The 15,721-nt window shown below is 71.4% G+C and carries 17 protein-coding genes; 10 read left to right on the plus strand and 7 right to left on the minus strand.

The genetic code is table 11. The features are described 5' to 3' along the window. The 5 genes from OG2516_RS20735 to OG2516_RS09475 all read left to right on the plus strand — a co-directional run. Positions 1-460, plus strand: a 460-nt coding sequence (locus OG2516_RS20735; RefSeq protein WP_007255436.1) for an aconitase family protein, incomplete at its 5' end; no start/stop codon positions are given. Positions 461-480: 20 nt separating this feature from the next. After that, positions 481-1,086, plus strand: coding sequence for a 3-isopropylmalate dehydratase small subunit (leuD, locus tag OG2516_RS09460; RefSeq protein ID WP_007255437.1), 606 nt, complete (start codon positions 481-483; stop codon positions 1,084-1,086). Between the two features lie 364 nt (positions 1,087-1,450). After that, positions 1,451-2,248, plus strand: coding sequence for a hypothetical protein (locus tag OG2516_RS19530; protein ID WP_007255438.1), 798 nt, complete (start codon positions 1,451-1,453; stop codon positions 2,246-2,248). A 107-nt stretch (positions 2,249-2,355) separates the two neighbouring features. Continuing rightward, on the plus strand, positions 2,356-3,306 hold the full coding sequence (locus OG2516_RS09470; RefSeq protein ID WP_040615738.1) for an endonuclease/exonuclease/phosphatase family protein: 951 nt from the start codon (positions 2,356-2,358) through the stop codon (positions 3,304-3,306). 73 nt (positions 3,307-3,379) lie between these two features. Further along, on the plus strand, positions 3,380-5,803 hold the full coding sequence (locus tag OG2516_RS09475; RefSeq protein WP_007255440.1) for a beta-glucosidase H: 2,424 nt from the start codon (positions 3,380-3,382) through the stop codon (positions 5,801-5,803). A gap of 85 nt (positions 5,804-5,888) precedes the next feature. On the opposite strand, the gene OG2516_RS09480 is transcribed toward OG2516_RS09475, so the two are convergent. Beyond that, positions 5,889-6,593, minus strand: coding sequence for a winged helix-turn-helix domain-containing protein (locus tag OG2516_RS09480; protein WP_050769128.1), 705 nt, complete (start codon positions 6,591-6,593; stop codon positions 5,889-5,891). After that, the gene (locus tag OG2516_RS09485; protein WP_007255442.1) at positions 6,565-6,846 is read right to left on the minus strand and encodes a hypothetical protein; all 282 of its coding nucleotides are present in this window, start codon (positions 6,844-6,846) and stop codon (positions 6,565-6,567) included. Before OG2516_RS09485 ends, OG2516_RS09480 begins: the two co-directional genes overlap by 29 nt. Positions 6,847-6,996: 150 nt before the next feature. Between OG2516_RS09485 and OG2516_RS18980 the strand changes: the two genes are divergently transcribed. From OG2516_RS18980 to OG2516_RS09500, 3 genes are all read left to right on the plus strand, one after another. Beyond that, a complete protein-coding gene (locus tag OG2516_RS18980) occupies positions 6,997-7,449 on the plus strand; it encodes a hypothetical protein (protein WP_007255443.1) in 453 nt (150 codons plus the stop codon). 76 nt (positions 7,450-7,525) lie between these two features. Continuing rightward, entirely contained in the window at positions 7,526-8,161 is a 636-nt protein-coding gene (locus tag OG2516_RS09495) for a ribonuclease HII (protein ID WP_007255444.1), read from the plus strand. A 91-nt stretch (positions 8,162-8,252) separates the two neighbouring features. Beyond that, positions 8,253-9,359 (plus strand): site-specific DNA-methyltransferase, encoded by a 1,107-nt coding sequence (locus OG2516_RS09500; RefSeq protein WP_007255445.1) that lies wholly within the window; start codon positions 8,253-8,255, stop codon positions 9,357-9,359. 207 nt (positions 9,360-9,566) lie between these two features. Here OG2516_RS09500 and OG2516_RS09505 read toward each other — a convergent pair whose 3' ends face one another. After that, the gene (locus OG2516_RS09505) at positions 9,567-10,763 is read right to left on the minus strand and encodes an alkane 1-monooxygenase (RefSeq protein WP_007255446.1); all 1,197 of its coding nucleotides are present in this window, start codon (positions 10,761-10,763) and stop codon (positions 9,567-9,569) included. Positions 10,764-10,816: 53 nt separating this feature from the next. Further along, the gene (mutY, locus tag OG2516_RS09510) at positions 10,817-11,869 is read right to left on the minus strand and encodes an A/G-specific adenine glycosylase (RefSeq protein WP_040615059.1); all 1,053 of its coding nucleotides are present in this window, start codon (positions 11,867-11,869) and stop codon (positions 10,817-10,819) included. Between the two features lie 63 nt (positions 11,870-11,932). Here mutY and OG2516_RS09515 point away from each other — a divergent pair, with 63 nt between their 5' ends. Together OG2516_RS09515 and OG2516_RS09520 are read left to right on the plus strand one after the other, a co-directional pair. Continuing rightward, entirely contained in the window at positions 11,933-12,451 is a 519-nt protein-coding gene (locus OG2516_RS09515; protein WP_007255448.1) for a DUF721 domain-containing protein, read from the plus strand. A 28-nt stretch (positions 12,452-12,479) separates the two neighbouring features. Continuing rightward, a complete protein-coding gene (locus tag OG2516_RS09520; protein ID WP_007255449.1) occupies positions 12,480-13,274 on the plus strand; it encodes a DsbA family protein in 795 nt (264 codons plus the stop codon). Between the two features lie 3 nt (positions 13,275-13,277). Here the strand turns inward: OG2516_RS09520 and lpxK are convergent, their stop codons facing one another. From lpxK to OG2516_RS09535, 3 genes are read right to left on the minus strand one after another with little or no spacing between them, the layout of a single operon-like run. Next, positions 13,278-14,288 carry a tetraacyldisaccharide 4'-kinase gene (gene lpxK / locus OG2516_RS09525; protein WP_007255450.1) on the minus strand — a complete coding sequence of 337 codons (1,011 nt, stop codon included), beginning with the start codon at positions 14,286-14,288 and terminating at the stop codon, positions 13,278-13,280. Continuing rightward, positions 14,288-15,439, minus strand: a complete 1,152-nt coding sequence (locus tag OG2516_RS09530) for a 3-deoxy-D-manno-octulosonic acid transferase (protein WP_007255451.1) — start codon at positions 15,437-15,439, stop codon at positions 14,288-14,290. The genes lpxK and OG2516_RS09530 overlap by 1 nt, the downstream gene beginning before the upstream one ends. Positions 15,440-15,444: 5 nt before the next feature. After that, positions 15,445-15,690, minus strand: a complete 246-nt coding sequence (locus OG2516_RS09535; protein ID WP_007255452.1) for a DUF4170 domain-containing protein — start codon at positions 15,688-15,690, stop codon at positions 15,445-15,447. Positions 15,691-15,721: the final 31 nt, after the last annotated feature.

The following is a 15,721-nucleotide window of genomic DNA, read 5'->3' on the forward strand; positions in this document are numbered from 1 at the left end:
CGCGCGCGCTCGAGTACATGGGCCTCAAGCCCGGCCAGCGCTGCAGGACATCGAGATCGACACGGTCTTCATCGGCTCCTGCACCAACGGCCGGATCGAGGACCTCCGCGCCGCCGCCGCGATCCTGAAGGGCAAGAAGATCAAGCCCGGGCTGCGCGCCATGGTGGTTCCCGGCTCCGGCCTCGTGCGGGCGCAGGCCGAGGAAGAGGGCCTCGCCGACATCTTCAAGGAGGCCGGCTTCGAGTGGCGCCTCGCGGGCTGCTCCATGTGCCTGGCGATGAACCCCGACCAGCTGTCTCCCGGCGAGCGCTGCGCGGCGACGTCGAACCGCAACTTCGAGGGCCGGCAGGGCCGCGGCGGGCGCACCCACCTGATGTCTCCGCAGATGGCGGCGGCGGCGGCGATCACCGGCCGCCTGACCGACGTGCGCGAGCTGATGACCGAGAGCGAGCCGGCCTGAGGCCGCGCGTAGGAGAGACCATGGAAAAGTTCACCACCCTGACCGGCATCGCCGCCCCGCTCCCGCTGATCAACGTCGACACCGACATGATCATCCCCAAGCAGTTCCTGAAGACGATCCACCGCACGGGTCTCGGCAAGAACCTGTTCGACGAGATGCGCTACGACGACGACGGCAACGAGATCCCCGATTTCGTGCTCAACCAGCCGGCCTATCGCGACGCCGAGATCCTCGTCTCGGGCGACAATTTCGGCTGCGGCTCGTCGCGCGAGCACGCGCCTTGGGCGATCCTCGATTTCGGCATCCGCTGCGTCATCGCGCCCAGCTTCGCCGACATCTTCTTCAACAACTGCTTCAAGAACGGCATCCTGCCCATCGCGCTGCCGCAGGAGCAGGTCGACCTGCTGATGAAGGACGCCGAGAAGGGCGCGAACGCGCGCATGACCGTCGATCTCGAGGCGCAGGAGATCAACACCTCCGACGGCCAGGTCATCCCGTTCGAGGTCGACCCGTTCCGCAAGCACTGCCTGCTCGAGGGGCTCGACGACATCGGCCTGACGATGGAGAAGGCGCCCGCCATCGAGGCCTTCGAGAGCCGCGTCGCGCAGGAGCGCCCCTGGGTCTGAGCCCGGATGGCCGGGCTGCCGCCCGGCCTCCCCCACCTCTGGGCGGCCCTACAACATCTTGCGGCACCCCACGCCACACCTTGCCCTATCTCGGCCGCGTCGCACCAATTGTCATCGCTCGACTGACAAAAGGTTGCACTTCCGCACCACCAGCGCCTCGGAATCGCCCCCTTTGGATGGCCATTTATCCCCGACTCTTGATGGGCTTGCTGGATGTGGGCAGAAACATGGCAAGAATGAGGCACCCGGTCACAATTGACCGGGGACAACGAACAAGCGGGCGGCGACGCATCGCCCGCGGCCGGGTCGAGGGTAGCGAGCAGTGATTTCGCGGCTTACAGGTGCGCTGCTGCGTGCGGTTCTGGTGGTCCTGCTGGTCGCGACGCCCTCCATCCTGCTGCCGGGAACCCACGCCGAAACGACCCAGGTCGTCGCGCTCGTCGCCCTCGTCGGCGCCATCTTCACGCTCATCGAGTACAATTCCGCCTACCCCAGCCTCGTCGAGTTTCGCGACGCGCCGCCGTTCAACCGGGTCCGGTTCTTCTCCCTGTTCGCCGGCGTGTTCCTCATCACCGTGATCGCGCGCGGCCAGACCAACCCCACGACGATCACCGACTTCTTCACCGTCATCGGCCGCCGCGTCGGCGGCGCGATCGACTTCCCCTACTCGCCGGTGCGTCTCGTGGTGCTGATGATGCCCGACGAGTCGAGCCGGCAGCTGATCGACAACGTCCGCACCGCCGCCGGGCTCAGCTACCTCATCTCGATCCTGTCGCTGTCGATCTTCGTCCTGGTGCTGCGCGTTGCCCACTGGCCGGCGCGGACCGGGGGCTTCAACGTCTGGATCAACCTGCCCACCTTCGATCCGACGGCGGGCGGCGACGTGGTCGAGCGACTCAATCGGGACGCGCAGGTTAACCTCGTCTTAGGGTTTCTTCTGCCATTCCTGATCCCGGCGATCGTGAAGCTCGCCTCGGATCTCCTCAACCCGATCTCGCTGGAGAATCCGCACACGCTGATCTGGACGATGACGGCATGGGCATTCCTCCCGGCCTCCCTGTTCATGCGCGGCATCGCGATGAACCGGGTGGCGCAGATGATCTCGAACCAGCGCCAGCGCGCCTACGCGGCCGCGCAGGGCGAGAACGTCGCGCACGCCTGATCCTGCTGGCGCTGGCGCTCTGCTGCCTCGCCGCCCTGCCCGCCGCCGCCCAGACGCTCCGCCTCGCCGTCTACGCCGCCCCCCTGTCGCGCGACGGGCCGGGCCTGCTGCTGCGCGACATCGGCAAGGACGAGGCCCAGGCCGCCGCCGCCGCCCGCATCGTCGCCGAGGTCGCGCCCGACATCCTCGTCCTCACCGACATCGACTACGATCACGGCCTCGCCGCCCTCACCGCCTTCGCCGACAGGGCCGGCGGCTACCCGCACCGCTTCGCGCTCCGCCCCAACGGCGGCATGGCGACGGGCGTCGATCTCGACGGCGACGGCCGCGTCGACGCGCGCGACGCGCAGGGCTACGGCCGCTTCGCCGGCGACGGCGGCATGGCCGTGCTGTCGCGCCACCCGATCCTCGCCGAGGAGGTGCGCGACTTCTCCGCCCTGCTCTGGCGCGACCTGCCCGGCGCGACACTGCCCACCCGCGACGGCGCGCCCTTTCCGACCCCCGAGGCGCAGGCGATCCAGCGGCTGTCCTCCAACGGCCACTGGGCAGTGCCGGTCGCCACCCCCGGCGGGCGGCTGACCCTGCTGGTCCACGACGCCACGCCCCCGGTTTTCGACGGCCCCGAAGACCGCAACGGCCTGCGCGCGCGCGACGAGCTGCGGCTCTGGCAGGTGCTGCTCGACGGCGGGCTCGGCGCGCCGCCGCCCGCGCCGTTCGTCGTGATGGCCAACACCAACCTCGACCCCGCCGACGGCGAGGGCGACCGCTCCGCCATGGCCGCCTTCCTCGCCGATCCGCGCCTGCAGGACCCGCGCCCCGCCAGCCCCGGCGGAGCCGCCGCGCCCTCGCCCGGCCACGCGGGCGACCCAAGCCTCGCCACCGCCGACTGGGACGAGGCGAACTCGGCGGGCAACCTGCGCGTCGCCTACATCCTGCCCTCCGCCGACCTCGCCGTCACCGGGGCCGGCGTTTTCTGGCCCGCCGCCGGCACCCCCGGCGCCGACCTGCTCGCGGAGGCCGGGCCGCACCGGCTGGTCTGGGTGGACATCGCGCCCTGAGCCGGGGGCTGGACGGCGGCGGCGATCTGCACGAGACAGGCGCCGAACCCGTTAGCGCCACCGGAGACACCCCATGCCCGACCGCGACCCCATCGCCCTCGCCGCCGACCTGACGCTCGAGGAACAGGTCCGCCTGCTCTCCGGGCAGGACGACTGGTCCGTCGCCCCCGTCGAGCGGCTCGGGATCGGCAGCCTGCGCGTCACCGACGGCCCCAACGGCGCGCGCGGCGGCGGCGGCCTGACCGGCGGCGTCAAGGCCACCGCCTTCCCCGTCGGCATCGCCATCGGCGCGAGCTGGAACATCGAGCTCGTCGAGGAGATCGGCGCGGCGCTCGCCGACGAGGCCCGGGACAAGAGCTGCCACGTCCTGCTCGCGCCCACGATCAACCTCCAGCGCGGCCCGCTCAACGGCCGCAACTTCGAGTGCTACTCCGAAGACCCCTACCTCACCGCCCGCCTCGCCGTCGGCTACATCCGCGGCCTTCAGGACAACGGGATCGCCGCCACGCCCAAGCACTTCGTCGGCAACGAGAGCGAGATCCAGCGCACCACCATGTCGTCGGAAATCGACGAGCGCGCCCTGCGCGAGCTCTACCTCGTCCCGTTCGAGGCGGCGGTGAAGGAGGCCGGAACGTGGGCGATCATGTCGTCCTACAACCGCCTCAACGGCACCTACACCTCCGAGCACCCGTGGCTGCTGAACGAGGTGCTGCGCGACCAGTGGGGCTACGACGGCGTGGTGATGAGCGACTGGTTCGGCTCCCACACCACCGCCGCGACGATCAATGCCGGGCTCGACCTCGAGATGCCCGGCCCGACCCGCGACCGGGGCGACAAGCTCGTCGCCGCCGTCGAGGCCGGCGAGGTCGCCCCCGAGACCATCGCCACGCGCGCCGCCAACATGCTGCGCCTGATGCAGCGCACCGGCGCCATCGACGACCAGGGCTCCCGCGACGAGCGCGCCGTCGAGCGCGACAGCACCCGCGCGCTCGTCCGCCGCGCCGGGGCCGAGGCGACGGTGCTGCTGAAGAACAACGGCATCCTGCCGCTCTCCGGCACGCCCCACATCGCCGTCGTCGGCCCCAATGCCCCCCTCGCGCGCGCCATGGGCGGCGGCTCGGCGCAGCTCAACGCCCACCGCCTGGTGTCGCCCGCCGAGGGCCTGCGCGCCGCGCTCGGCGACAACCGCGTCAGCGTCGCCGCCGGCTGCGATAACCACCGCTTCGAGCCGGTGCTCTCGGGCCGCTTCCGCGTCGAGTGGTTCGCCAACACCGACCTCGCGGGCGCGCCGGTCCATGTCGAGACGGTGACCGACACCGAGGCGTTCCTCGTCCAGGGCATCGGCGGCGGCAAGGTCGATCCGGGGGAGTGCTCCTTCCGCCTGACCGGCACCTACACGCCCGACCGCGCCGGGCTGCACCGGGCGGGCATCCACTGCGCCGGCCGCGCGCGGCTGTTCATCGACGACCAGCTCGTCGCCGACGCGTGGGACGGCTGGACCCGGGGCAGCACCTTCTTCGAGGAGGGCAACGATCCGGTCGTCGGCGAGGTGGATCTGTCGGAGGGCGCGCACGAGGTGCGCCTCGAGTACCGCACCGCCCCCGCCTTCAACCTCCACGTCCGCGCCTACCAGCTCGGGATCGGCCGCCCCCGCGACGACGCCGACTTCGCCGAGGCCGTCGAGGCCGCGCGCGGCGCCGACGTGGCGGTGGTCTGCGTGGGGCGCAACGCCGAGTGGGACACCGAGGGCTGGGACCTGCCGTCGATGACCCTCCCCGGCCGGCAGGACGACCTCGTCGCCGCCGTCGCCGCCGTGGCGAAAACGACCATCGTGGTGCTCCAGACGGGCGGGCCGGTCGAGATGCCGTGGCACGACGACGTCGCCGCGATCCTGCAGGCCTGGTACCCGGGCCAGGAGGCCGGCCACGCCCTCGCCGACGTGCTGACCGGCGCGGTGGAGCCCTCGGGCCGGCTGCCGCAGACCTTCCCCCGCCGCCTCGCCGACGCCCCCACCCAGGGCAAGGGCGCCGAGGCCTACCCCGGCAAAAACGGCCGCGTCGTCTACGCCGAGGGGCTGGGCATCGGCTACCGCGCGGACGGGCCGGCGCCGCTCTACCCGTTCGGCCACGGGCTCGGCTACACCGACATCGACATCACCGCCGTCGAGGCGGCGGACGACCGTGTCAGCGTCACCGTCGAAAATCGCGGCGCCCGCGCCGGCGCGCAGGTGGTGCAGCTCTACGTCGCCCCCGAGGCGGCGCCGGTGCCGCGGCCGGAGGCGGAGCTGAAGGGGTTCGCGAAGGTCCGCCTCGAGCCCGGCGCACGGGCGGAGGTATCGTTCGAGCTGCCCGACCGCGCCTTCGCGTGGTTCGACGTGGCGGCGCAGGAATGGGTCGCCTCCCCCGGCCGCTACCGCCTCTACGCCGCCCTCTCCGCCGCCGACCGCCGGTTCAGCGCCACGATCGAGCGGACGGAGGAGGTGCGCATGGCGCCATGATCCGGAGCGGAGAGCCGGGCGGAAGCCCGGCCTACAGGGCCGCCGGACACGTAGGCCGGGCTTCAGCCCGGCCCGCGGCGCCCGCTCACACCATCCGGATCACGCTCTTGTCGATCGCCAGCATGTATCCCTGGCGCGCGATGTTCTTCACCAGCAGCTCCGAGATCATCTGGTTGCCCAGCGAGTCGCGCAGCCGCTTGATCCGCGTCGCGCCCGCAGCCTCCTCGCAGTCCGACGCGTCGCGCCCCGAGATCACCGCCTCGATCTCCGCGCCCGACATCACCTCGTCGTCGAGCCGCGCCTCGGCGAGGACCGACAGCGTCTCGATCGCCGCGGCAGTGAGCTTGAACTCGAAGTTGTTGAGGTAGACGAGGTTCTGTTCGCGCGCGATCATCAGCGAGTTGACCTCGATCCCCTTCTGCTCGATCCGGCTCATCCGCCGGTTCAGCGCGATCAGCATCACGAGGAACGCCACCGCCGCGACGAGCAGCGCCGTGGCGAAGACGAGCAGCACGAAGATCACGAAACGGTAGCTGGTCAGGGTCTCGGAGAAGGCCGTGCCCGACTGCGCGAGGATCTCGAGCAGCTTCACCTCGGCCTGGCTGGTGAGGTTCGAGTTCTCGACGAAGATGCGCTCGACGCGAGCGTTGAAGGCGTTCGCGTCGGGCAGGTTCATGAAGAGCAGGATCGCCGCGATCCCGAGGATCAGGACGATCGAGGCGATGCCCGCGACGACCACCCTGGTCCCGGTCTGTCGCGTTTCAGTAGCGGAGGTAGTAATCTCCCGCATTCTCTCTCCTCAATTCGGCACCGGCCAGATCGAACACGTCCAGCACTTCGAGCAGCTGCCAGCCCTCGTCGGCCAGGCGGCTGACGAGTTCCTCATTGGCATCGCCCACAGTACACGGACCATCGATCTGTGCCACACCGTATTGGAGACGGAGCGGATCGTCCTGCTTTGCCTTGTAGTCCGCGTAGCACTCGGCCGAGGCGGCGGAAGCGAACGCGGCAAGGAACGTAAGGGAGAGGATAAGTCTTTTCATCCGCCCAACCTGCCCCCGCGCGGGGTGCTATTCAATAACCACGCGCTCCGCGGCCGCGCGCTAGGCGATAGCGGCGGGGCGATATCGTATCGGCGTCAGTCACTTGGCCAGAATGGCGGCAGCACCAATCCGGCCGTGAAAGGAAAAGACATGCTCAAGCCGATCGCCACCGCCTTCTGCACGCTCCTCACCGCGAACATGGCGCTCGCGCCCGGAGAGGCAAGCGCCGACCACCGCTACGACCTCTATCCGCCCACCTACCACCTCGGCGACAGCCTCTACGATCTCTACGAGTACGACGACGAGAGTTCGCCGATCATGCCGCTCCCGGGCTACGGCGAGGAGGAGGGCGACGACTGGCGCTGGGACGACGCCCCCGCCCCCGCCGCGCCCGGCCCGGTGCCGGGCTTCTGCCTCGTCGACACACCGACCGGCCGCGGCACGCTGACCCTCCTGCGCAAGCGCTGCCTGCTGCGCAACTACGCGGATTACGACCGGCTGCCCGGCATCTGCCACGTCCGGACCCGCACCCCCGAGGGCCGCTCCCGTTCGGGCTACCTTCCCGGCTGCCTCGCCGCGGAGGGCTTCCGTATCGCGTTCTGACGCGCCCCCCGTGGCGGGGCAAGGCGCCGCTTTTCGCTCTTGTGCTCGCCGCGCGGGGAAAGGCACAGAGGGGGCCATGGAGATCGTCGCCGACCTGTCCTTCGAGACCCGCGCCCTGCAGCGGGGCTTCGCGCGGATCGCCGGGGTCGACGAGGTCGGGCGCGGGCCGCTCGCCGGCCCCGTGACCGCCGCCGCCGTGGTGCTCGACCCGGCCCGCATCCCCGAGGGGCTCGCCGACAGCAAGGCTCTCCCGCGCGCCCGCCGCGAGGCGCTCGACGCCGAGCTGCGCGAGGTCGCCTGCGTCGCCGTCGCGCATTGCTCGGTGGCCGAAATCGACACCCACAACATCCTGCGCGCCAGTCACATCGCCATGTGCCGCGCCCTCGCCGCGCTCGAGCAGACCTGCGACCACGCGCTGATCGACGGCAACATGCTGCCCCGCGATCTCGCCTGTTCGGGCGAAGCGCTCGTGAAGGGGGACGCGCGCTGTTTGTCCATCGCCGCCGCGTCGATCGTGGCCAAGGTGGCGCGCGATCGCATCATGGTGGACTTGGCGCAACAGCATCCCGGCTACGGCTGGGAGACCAACATGGGGTACGGGACGAAGGGCCACAGGTCGGCGCTCCAAAATCTCGGAGTGACCCCACACCATAGGCGGAGCTTCGCTCCCATCTACAACATCTTGTATCAAGAGAATTCGCTAAGCGCTTGATTCAATAAAGATTTTGACAGCGAATCCCCTCTGACTCATGCTGCAAGCCAACCAATGAGCGGGACAACCCGCCGGGGGACGAGGCAGACGCATGACCAAGACGATGACCAAGGGGGCCACCGCGCTCCCACTGAACACTATACTCTCCGGGGACTGCATCGAGGCGATGCGCACCCTGCCGGACGCGTCGATCGACCTGATCTTCGCCGATCCGCCCTACAACCTGCAGCTCAAGGGCGACCTGCACCGCCCCGACAACAGCCGCGTCGACGCCGTCGACGACGCCTGGGACCGGTTCGCCACCTTCGAGACCTACGACGCCTTCACCCGCGCCTGGCTCGCCGAGGCCCGCCGGCTTCTCAAGCCGACCGGCGCGATCTGGGTGATCGGCTCCTACCACAACGTCTTCCGCCTCGGCGCGGAGCTGCAGAACCAGGGCTACTGGATCCTCAACGACGTGGTCTGGCGCAAGTCCAACCCGATGCCGAACTTCCGCGGCAAGCGGCTGACCAACGCCCACGAGACGCTGATCTGGGCGTCGAAGTCGGAAGGCTCGAAATACACGTTCAACTACGAGGCCCTGAAGGCGCTCAACGAGGGCACCCAGATGCGCTCGGACTGGGTGCTGCCGATCTGCACCGGCCACGAGCGGCTCAAGGACGCCAACGGCGACAAGGCCCACCCGACCCAGAAGCCCGAATCGCTGCTGCACCGGGTGCTGCTCGGCACGACCAACCCCGGCGACGTGGTGCTCGACCCGTTCTTCGGCACCGGCACCACCGGCGCGGTGGCCAAGATGCTCGGCCGCGACTGGATCGGCATCGAGCGCGAGGCCGCCTACCGCGAGGTCGCCGAGGCCCGCCTCAAGCGCATCCGCAAGTACGACCGCGACGCGCTCGCGGTGACCACCTCCAAGCGCGCCGAGCCGCGGGTGCCGTTCGGCCAGCTGGTCGAGCGCGGCATGCTGCGGCCGGGCGAGGTGCTGACCTCGCTCAACGGCCAGAAGTCCGCCAAGGTGCGCGCCGACGGCACGCTCGTGGCGGACGACGTGAAGGGCTCCATCCACCAGGTCGGCGCCCACCTCGAGGGCGCCCCGTCCTGCAACGGCTGGACCTACTGGTGCTTCCGCCGCGACGGCAAGACCGTCCCGATCGACCTGCTGCGCCAGCAGATCCGCGCCGAGATGGCCGCCTCCTGATTACCGCCAGTGCCCGCGGCGCCCAGGCCCGCGGCACAACCTGCCCCCGGTCGCTCTGGCGAGCGTCGGGGGCATTTTTCGTGGTGCAGGTGCGGCTGTTCGGTATGAAGGTGCGCGATAAATGCGCACCCTACGGCTCATCCGGCGACCGCCCGACGCAAAGGTGCGCAATGAATGCGCACCCTGCGGCTGTAGGGTGCGCATTCATTACAGGCCCTGCCTGTTAAATGCCGCCCCCATGAGCCGATCCCTTGCTCCCCTACCGCGCACCTTCATTCGTCCCCGCCTTGGACCCCGGGGGTCCGTGATCTTTCCTGAATACATCTCGCGCCAGCGCCGGACACGCGGGTTCATCTGGCGCCGCCAGAGGGTCGGGAACATCGCGAACAGCGCCATCAGCGGGTAGCCGTGGGGCAGCTGCGGGGCGTCGCTCTCGTCGTAGGTCTGCAGCAAGGGGAAGCGGCGGTCGGGGCGGTAATGGTGGTCGGAATGGCGCTGCAGGTTGATCAGCAGCCAGTTCGACGCCTTGTGGCTGGCGTTCCAGGAATGGCGCGGCATGACGTGCTCGTAGCGGCCCTCGCCGAGATGCTTGCGGGTGAGCCCGTAATGCTCGACGTAGTTCGTCAGCTCCAGCGCCCACACCGCCGTGCCCGCCTGCACGAGGAACAGCCCCAGCCCCGTCCAGCCCCCCAGCAGCGCCGCCAGCGCCAGCGCGCCCCCGGCCAGTGCCCAGTAGCGCCAGAACGGGTTGGAGCGGTGCCACCAGGGCAGCCCCTTGCGCGCCAGCATCGCCTGCTCGGCGCGGAACGCCGAGACCAGGCACTGGTAGAGCACGCGCGGGTAGAAGCGGTAGAAGCTCTCGTTGTAGCGCGCCGTCACCGGGTCGCGCGGGGTGCCGACGTAGCGGTGGTGGACGAGCAGGTGCTCGGAGCGGAAATGCCCGTAGAGCACCATCGCCAGCAGCGCGTCGCCGAGCCAGCGCTCGAGCCGGTTGCGCTGGTGGAGCAGCTCGTGGGCGTAGACGATGCCGATGGTCCCGGTCAGCACGCCGACGCCGAAGAACAGCGCGATCTTCTCGAACGTCCCCAGGTGGTCGGCGCCGCTGACGTAGAAGATCATGCCGAACAGCATCAGCGCCTGCACCGGCGCCCAGATCAGCACGATGGCGCGGTACCAGATCAGCTGCGCGTCGCTCGTGGTGGGGTCGGCGTTGCTCTCGTCGAGGCCGGTGAGCTGGTCGATCAGCGCGAACATGTACCAGGTCACCAGCGGCGCGAGCGCGACGGTCCAGCCGCCCCAGACGGCGCCGATCCAAGGCAGCGGCACCAGCGCGAGCGACAGCCAGAACGGCAGCGCGTGGGCGAGGGTGCCGGTGCGGGTCGAGATCGGGCGCGAGGGGGCCATGGCGGTCGTGCTCCTGGGTGCGGCCTCCGACGTTATACGTGCCGCGCCCCGGGTCAATCGGGCAGTAGCGCGCTGCGGGCGATGTCGAAGACCTTGCGCATCACCGTCGGCAGCGCGGCGGGGCGGAAATCGGCCACCGGCACGAAGCTGCCCCGCGCCGGGACGGCGCCCTCGGGCAGCTCGGCGACCTCGACGGCGAGGCGCAGGTGGAAGTGGGTGAAGGTGTGCCGCGCCTCGCCCACCGTGCGCCAATCGGCCGCGAGCGGCGGAGCCGGGGCGGGGGCGGCGCTCCAGTCGCTGCCGGGCCAGCCCAGCATCCCGCCGAGCAGCCCCTTGTCGGGCCGCCGCTCGAGCAGCCACGCGCCGTCGGCGCGGCGGGCGACGTAGGCGTGGCCGAGCCGCACCGGCTTGACGGCCTTCGGCGCCTTCGCCGGCAGCTCGGGCGCGGTGCCGGCGGCGCGCGCGGCGCAGGGCGTGCGCCACGGGCAGATGCCGCAGGCCGGCCGGCGCGGGGTGCAGATTGTCGCGCCGAGGTCCATCACCGCCTGCGCGTAGTCGCCGGGCCGCGCCTCGGGCGTCAGCGCGGCGGCCAGCGCCGTCAGCTCGCCCTTGGCGGCGGGCAGCGGCGTGTGAACGTCGTGGAGTCGCGCCATCACCCGCTCGACGTTGCCGTCGACCACCGTGGCGGGCGCGTCGTAGGCGATCGCGGCGATCGCGGCCGAGGTGTAGGGCCCGATCCCCGGCAGCTCGCGCAGCCCCTCGGCCGTCTCGGGGAAGCGGCCGCCATGCTCGGCGACGACGGCGCGGGCGCACTTCAGCAGGTTGCGGGCGCGGGCGTAGTAGCCGAGCCCCGCCCACGCCTCCATCACCGCGCCGTCCTCGGCGGCCGCCAGCGCCTCGACCGTGGGCCAGGTCTCGGTGAAGCGGCGGAAGTAGCCCTTCACCGCTGGCACCGTCGTCTGCTGCAGCATCACCTCCGACAGCCACACCCGGTAGGGATCGGGGCGCACACCGGCGCGGCGCGCGGCGGGCGGCACCCGCCAGGGCAGCTGGCGGGCATGGACGTCGTACCAGTCGAGCAGGTCCCGACACAAAGCGTCACGCATCTTTTATGCCGTTCCCCATCGTTCCTCTGGCACCGTCGCGGCGTTGGATTACAGTACCGCCCCATGAAGAGCCCGCGCCACACCAGCACGACACGGGGGTTTGCCCGCGCCTCCGGCCTGATGCAATCCCGCATCCGCACCGCGACCCAGTCGCGCGGCTTCGCGGTGTCGCGCCTGCTGACCCAGTGGGTCGAGACGGTCGGCCCCGACATCGCCGCGATCAGCCGGCCCGTCGAGATCAGCTATGGCCGGCAGGGCATCGGCGCAACGCTGGTGCTGCTGACGACGGGCGCGCACGCGCAGATGCTCGAGATGCAGAAGCCGCGCATCGAGGAGCGGGTCAACGCCGTCTACGGCTACCGCGCCATCACGCGCGTGCGCATCACCCAGACCGCCCCCACCGGCTTCGCCGAGGGGCAGGCCGTGTTCGCCCCCGCGCCGCCGCCCGCCCCCAGGGCGCCCGATCCGGCCACCGTCGCCGCCGCGCGGCGCACAACCGAGGGCGTGGCGAGCGAGGAATTGCGCCTTGCGCTCGAGGCGCTCGGAGCCAATGTTCTCGGCAAGCGCCAACGCGGCACCTGACATTCCGCCACAATATCAAGGACGGACCATGAAGAAGACCCTCTCCATCGCCCTGCTCTCGCTCGCCTTCGCCGGCGGCGGCACGTGGCTCCTCACCCAGCCCGCCGGCCCCGGCGACCAGCTCCTGCCGGGCGCGGCCCAGGCCCAGGATGCCGGCGAGATCGATACCTCGACCATCGAGGAGATGGTCATCGGCGCCGAGGACGCGCCGGTCACGCTGACCGAGTACGCCTCCTTCACCTGCCCCCACTGCGCCAACTTCCACGTCAACCACTATCCCGAGCTCAAGCGCGACTACATCGACACCGGCAAGGTGCAGATGGTCTACCGCGAGGTCTACTTCGACCGCTTCGGCCTCTGGGCCTCGATGATCGCCCGCTGCGGCGGCGAGGAGCGGTTCTTCGGGCTCACCAGCCTGATCTACGAGGAGCAGCAGGACTGGACCTCCGGCGGCGACCCGGCCGGGATCGCCGAGAACCTGCGCCGGCTGGCCCGCACCGCCGGGCTCGACAACGACCAGCTCGACGCCTGCCTGAGCGACGCCACCACCGCGCAGACGCTGGTGCAGTGGTTCGAGGAGAACGCCGAGGCCGACGACATCACCTCGACGCCCACCTTCCTCATCGATGGCGAGAAATTCGAGGGCAACTGGTCGTCCGAGCTGTTCCCGGCGCTCGACGCGGCGGTCGAGGCATCCGGCTGGACCGAGGCCGACGCCGAGGTCGAGATGGCGACCGAGGCAGAGGCAGAGGCAGAGATGGAAGCGGCCGAGGCCGACCTGGAGATCGACGCCGAGACCGAAACCGAGGACGCCGCGCAGTAAGCGCTACCCCGGCAGACCGATCCGCGAGAGCGCGGCGTCGAGAGGCGCCGCGCTGTCCAGTTTCAGGCGCACCGGCAGCGTCAGCACCCGCGCCCGGAACTCCGCCGGAAGCCGCACCGCGTCCTTCTCCGTCGTCACCAGCTGGGCGTTGTGGCGCCGCGCATCCGCCTCCAGCCGCGCCATCAGCCCCTTGGTGAGCGGCTGGTGGTCGGACAGCGGCTCGGCGTGGATGATGTCGGCCCCGAGCCCGCGCAGGGTGGCGAACATCTTCTCCGGATGGCCGATCCCGGCGAAGGCCAGCACCCGCATCCCGCCCCACGGCATCCCCGTCTCCAGCGGCGCGAGCGCGCCCCGCACCCGCGCCAGCCCCTCCGGCACCGCCTCGCCCCAGGTCGCCTCGAACCGCACCTGCGCCGCCGCGTCGCCGATGGTCAGCAGCAGGTCGGCCCGCGCCAGCCCCGCCGCCACCGGCTCGCGCAGCGGGCCGGCGGGGATGCAGCGCCCGTTGCCGAAGCCGCGCGCCGCGTCGACCACGACCAGCGACAGGTCCTTGACCACGGCCGGGTTCTGGAAGCCGTCGTCGAGCAGGATCGCCTCCGCCCCCGCCGCCTCGGCCGCGCGCACCCCGGCGGCGCGGTCGCGCGCCACCGTCACCGGCGCGAAGGCGGCGAGCAGCAGCGGCTCGTCGCCGACCTCGCCGGCCCCGTGTTGGCGCGGGTCGACCGCCACCGGCCCCGCCAGCCGGCCGCCGTGCCCGCGCGACACCACCTGCGCCGTCACGCCGCGCGCCGCGAGCAGCTCGAGCAGGCGGATCACCGTCGGCGTCTTGCCGGTACCCCCGGCGTTGAGGTTGCCCACGCAGATCACCGGCACCCCGGCCCGCAGCCCCGCCCCCGCGCCGCGCGCCAGCCGCCGCGCCGTCGCGTGGCCGTAGAGCGCGCCCAGCGGCGCCAGCAGCCCCGCCCGCAGCGAACGCCGGCCGGGCGGGCGCGCCCAGAAGGCCGGCTCGGGCATCAGAACCCCGCCTCGTCGAGCGCGTCGCGGATCAGGTCGAGCAGCCGGTTCGTCACCGGCGCCCCCGACGAGATCGACTCCCACGCCGCGTGCGCCATCCGCGCCGCCTGGTCGGGCGCGAGCAGCGTCTCGATGACGTTGCCGAGGTCGTCGGTGTCCTGCACGCCCCGCGCCGCGCCCGCCTGCGCCAGCCGCAGGAAGGCGGGCGACCAGGCGCCGGTATGGGGCCCGTGCAGCACCGCCGAGCCCAGCGCGGCGGGCTCGTAGGGCGAGCGCGTGCTGCCGGTGCCGAGCGTGCCGCCCATGAAGGTCAGCGGCGCGAGCCGGTACCAGACGCCCGCCTCGTCGTACTCGTCGGCCATCAGCGCCTGGCAGGCCTCCGTCGGCTCGTCGCCCTCGCTGCGGCACGAGGTCTTGAAGCTGCCGCGCAGGGCGTCGGTGATCCACTCGGCCTCGGCGGGCCGGTCGGGCATCATCACCATGAGCAGCCGGTGCGCGCGCCGCGTCGCCTTCTGGTGCGCCGCGATCAGCGCCTCCACCTCGCTCGCCTGCACCCCCGGCACGAACCAGACCGGCCGCCCCGCCAGCGCCTCGGCCAGCCCGGCGCGGCGGCGCTCGCTGCCGGGCAGCGCCACGGCCGACTCCTCCAGCGGCCCCGACAGCTCCACCTGCTCCTCCGCCAGCCCCGCCCGGCGCAGCCGGTAGGCGGCGTCGGCGTCGAGCGCGAGGGCATGGCGGAAGCCGCGCATCAGGTTGCGCCGCGCGGCGAGCCAGCCGGACCGGGGCGGACCGAGATCGGCCCCGGCGGCGTCGGCGAGGATGCGCACCACCCCGCGCTGGTCGGCCTCGGCCAGCAGCGGCGCGACGAAGCGGCCGCGCATCCAGACAAGCACCGCCGGCCGCCACGAGTCGAGGAACGCGCGCGCCTCGGCGCTGGTGCCCGGCGTGACCTGCAGGCACGTCGCCAGCCCCTCGGGCAGCGGCGGCCCGTGCCCCGTGACCACGAAGCCGAGCGCGTCGTCCTCGGTGCGCAGCCGGTTCAGCAGCCCGACGAGCGCATCGGTGTCGGTCTCCGGCGCGCGGTGAAACCAGACGATCTCGGCCTCGCGGCCCGCCGCCGCCGCACCTCCGAGGGCGTCATCCGGGCGCATGGCTCTCAGGGATCGAGTTCCTCGGTCGGCGAGGCTTCTCGCTCCTCGTCGCGCAGCCGGTGCAGGTGGGCGATGAAGTAGCGCATGTGCGCGTTGTCCACGGTCCGCTGCGCCTCTGCCTTCCAGGCGGAATAGGCGCTGTCGTAGTCGGGGAACATGCCGACGATGTGGATGTCGTCCACGTTCTTGAAGGCGTTCTTGCTGGGGTCGACGAGCTCGCCTCCGAAGACGAGATGCAGGCGCTGGGTCATCGGGATCTCCTGGCTATCGGGACGCGCCAGC

The sequence above is a fragment of the Oceanicola granulosus HTCC2516 genome, from assembly GCF_000153305.1.
GTDB lineage: Bacteria > Pseudomonadota > Alphaproteobacteria > Rhodobacterales > Rhodobacteraceae > Oceanicola > Oceanicola granulosus.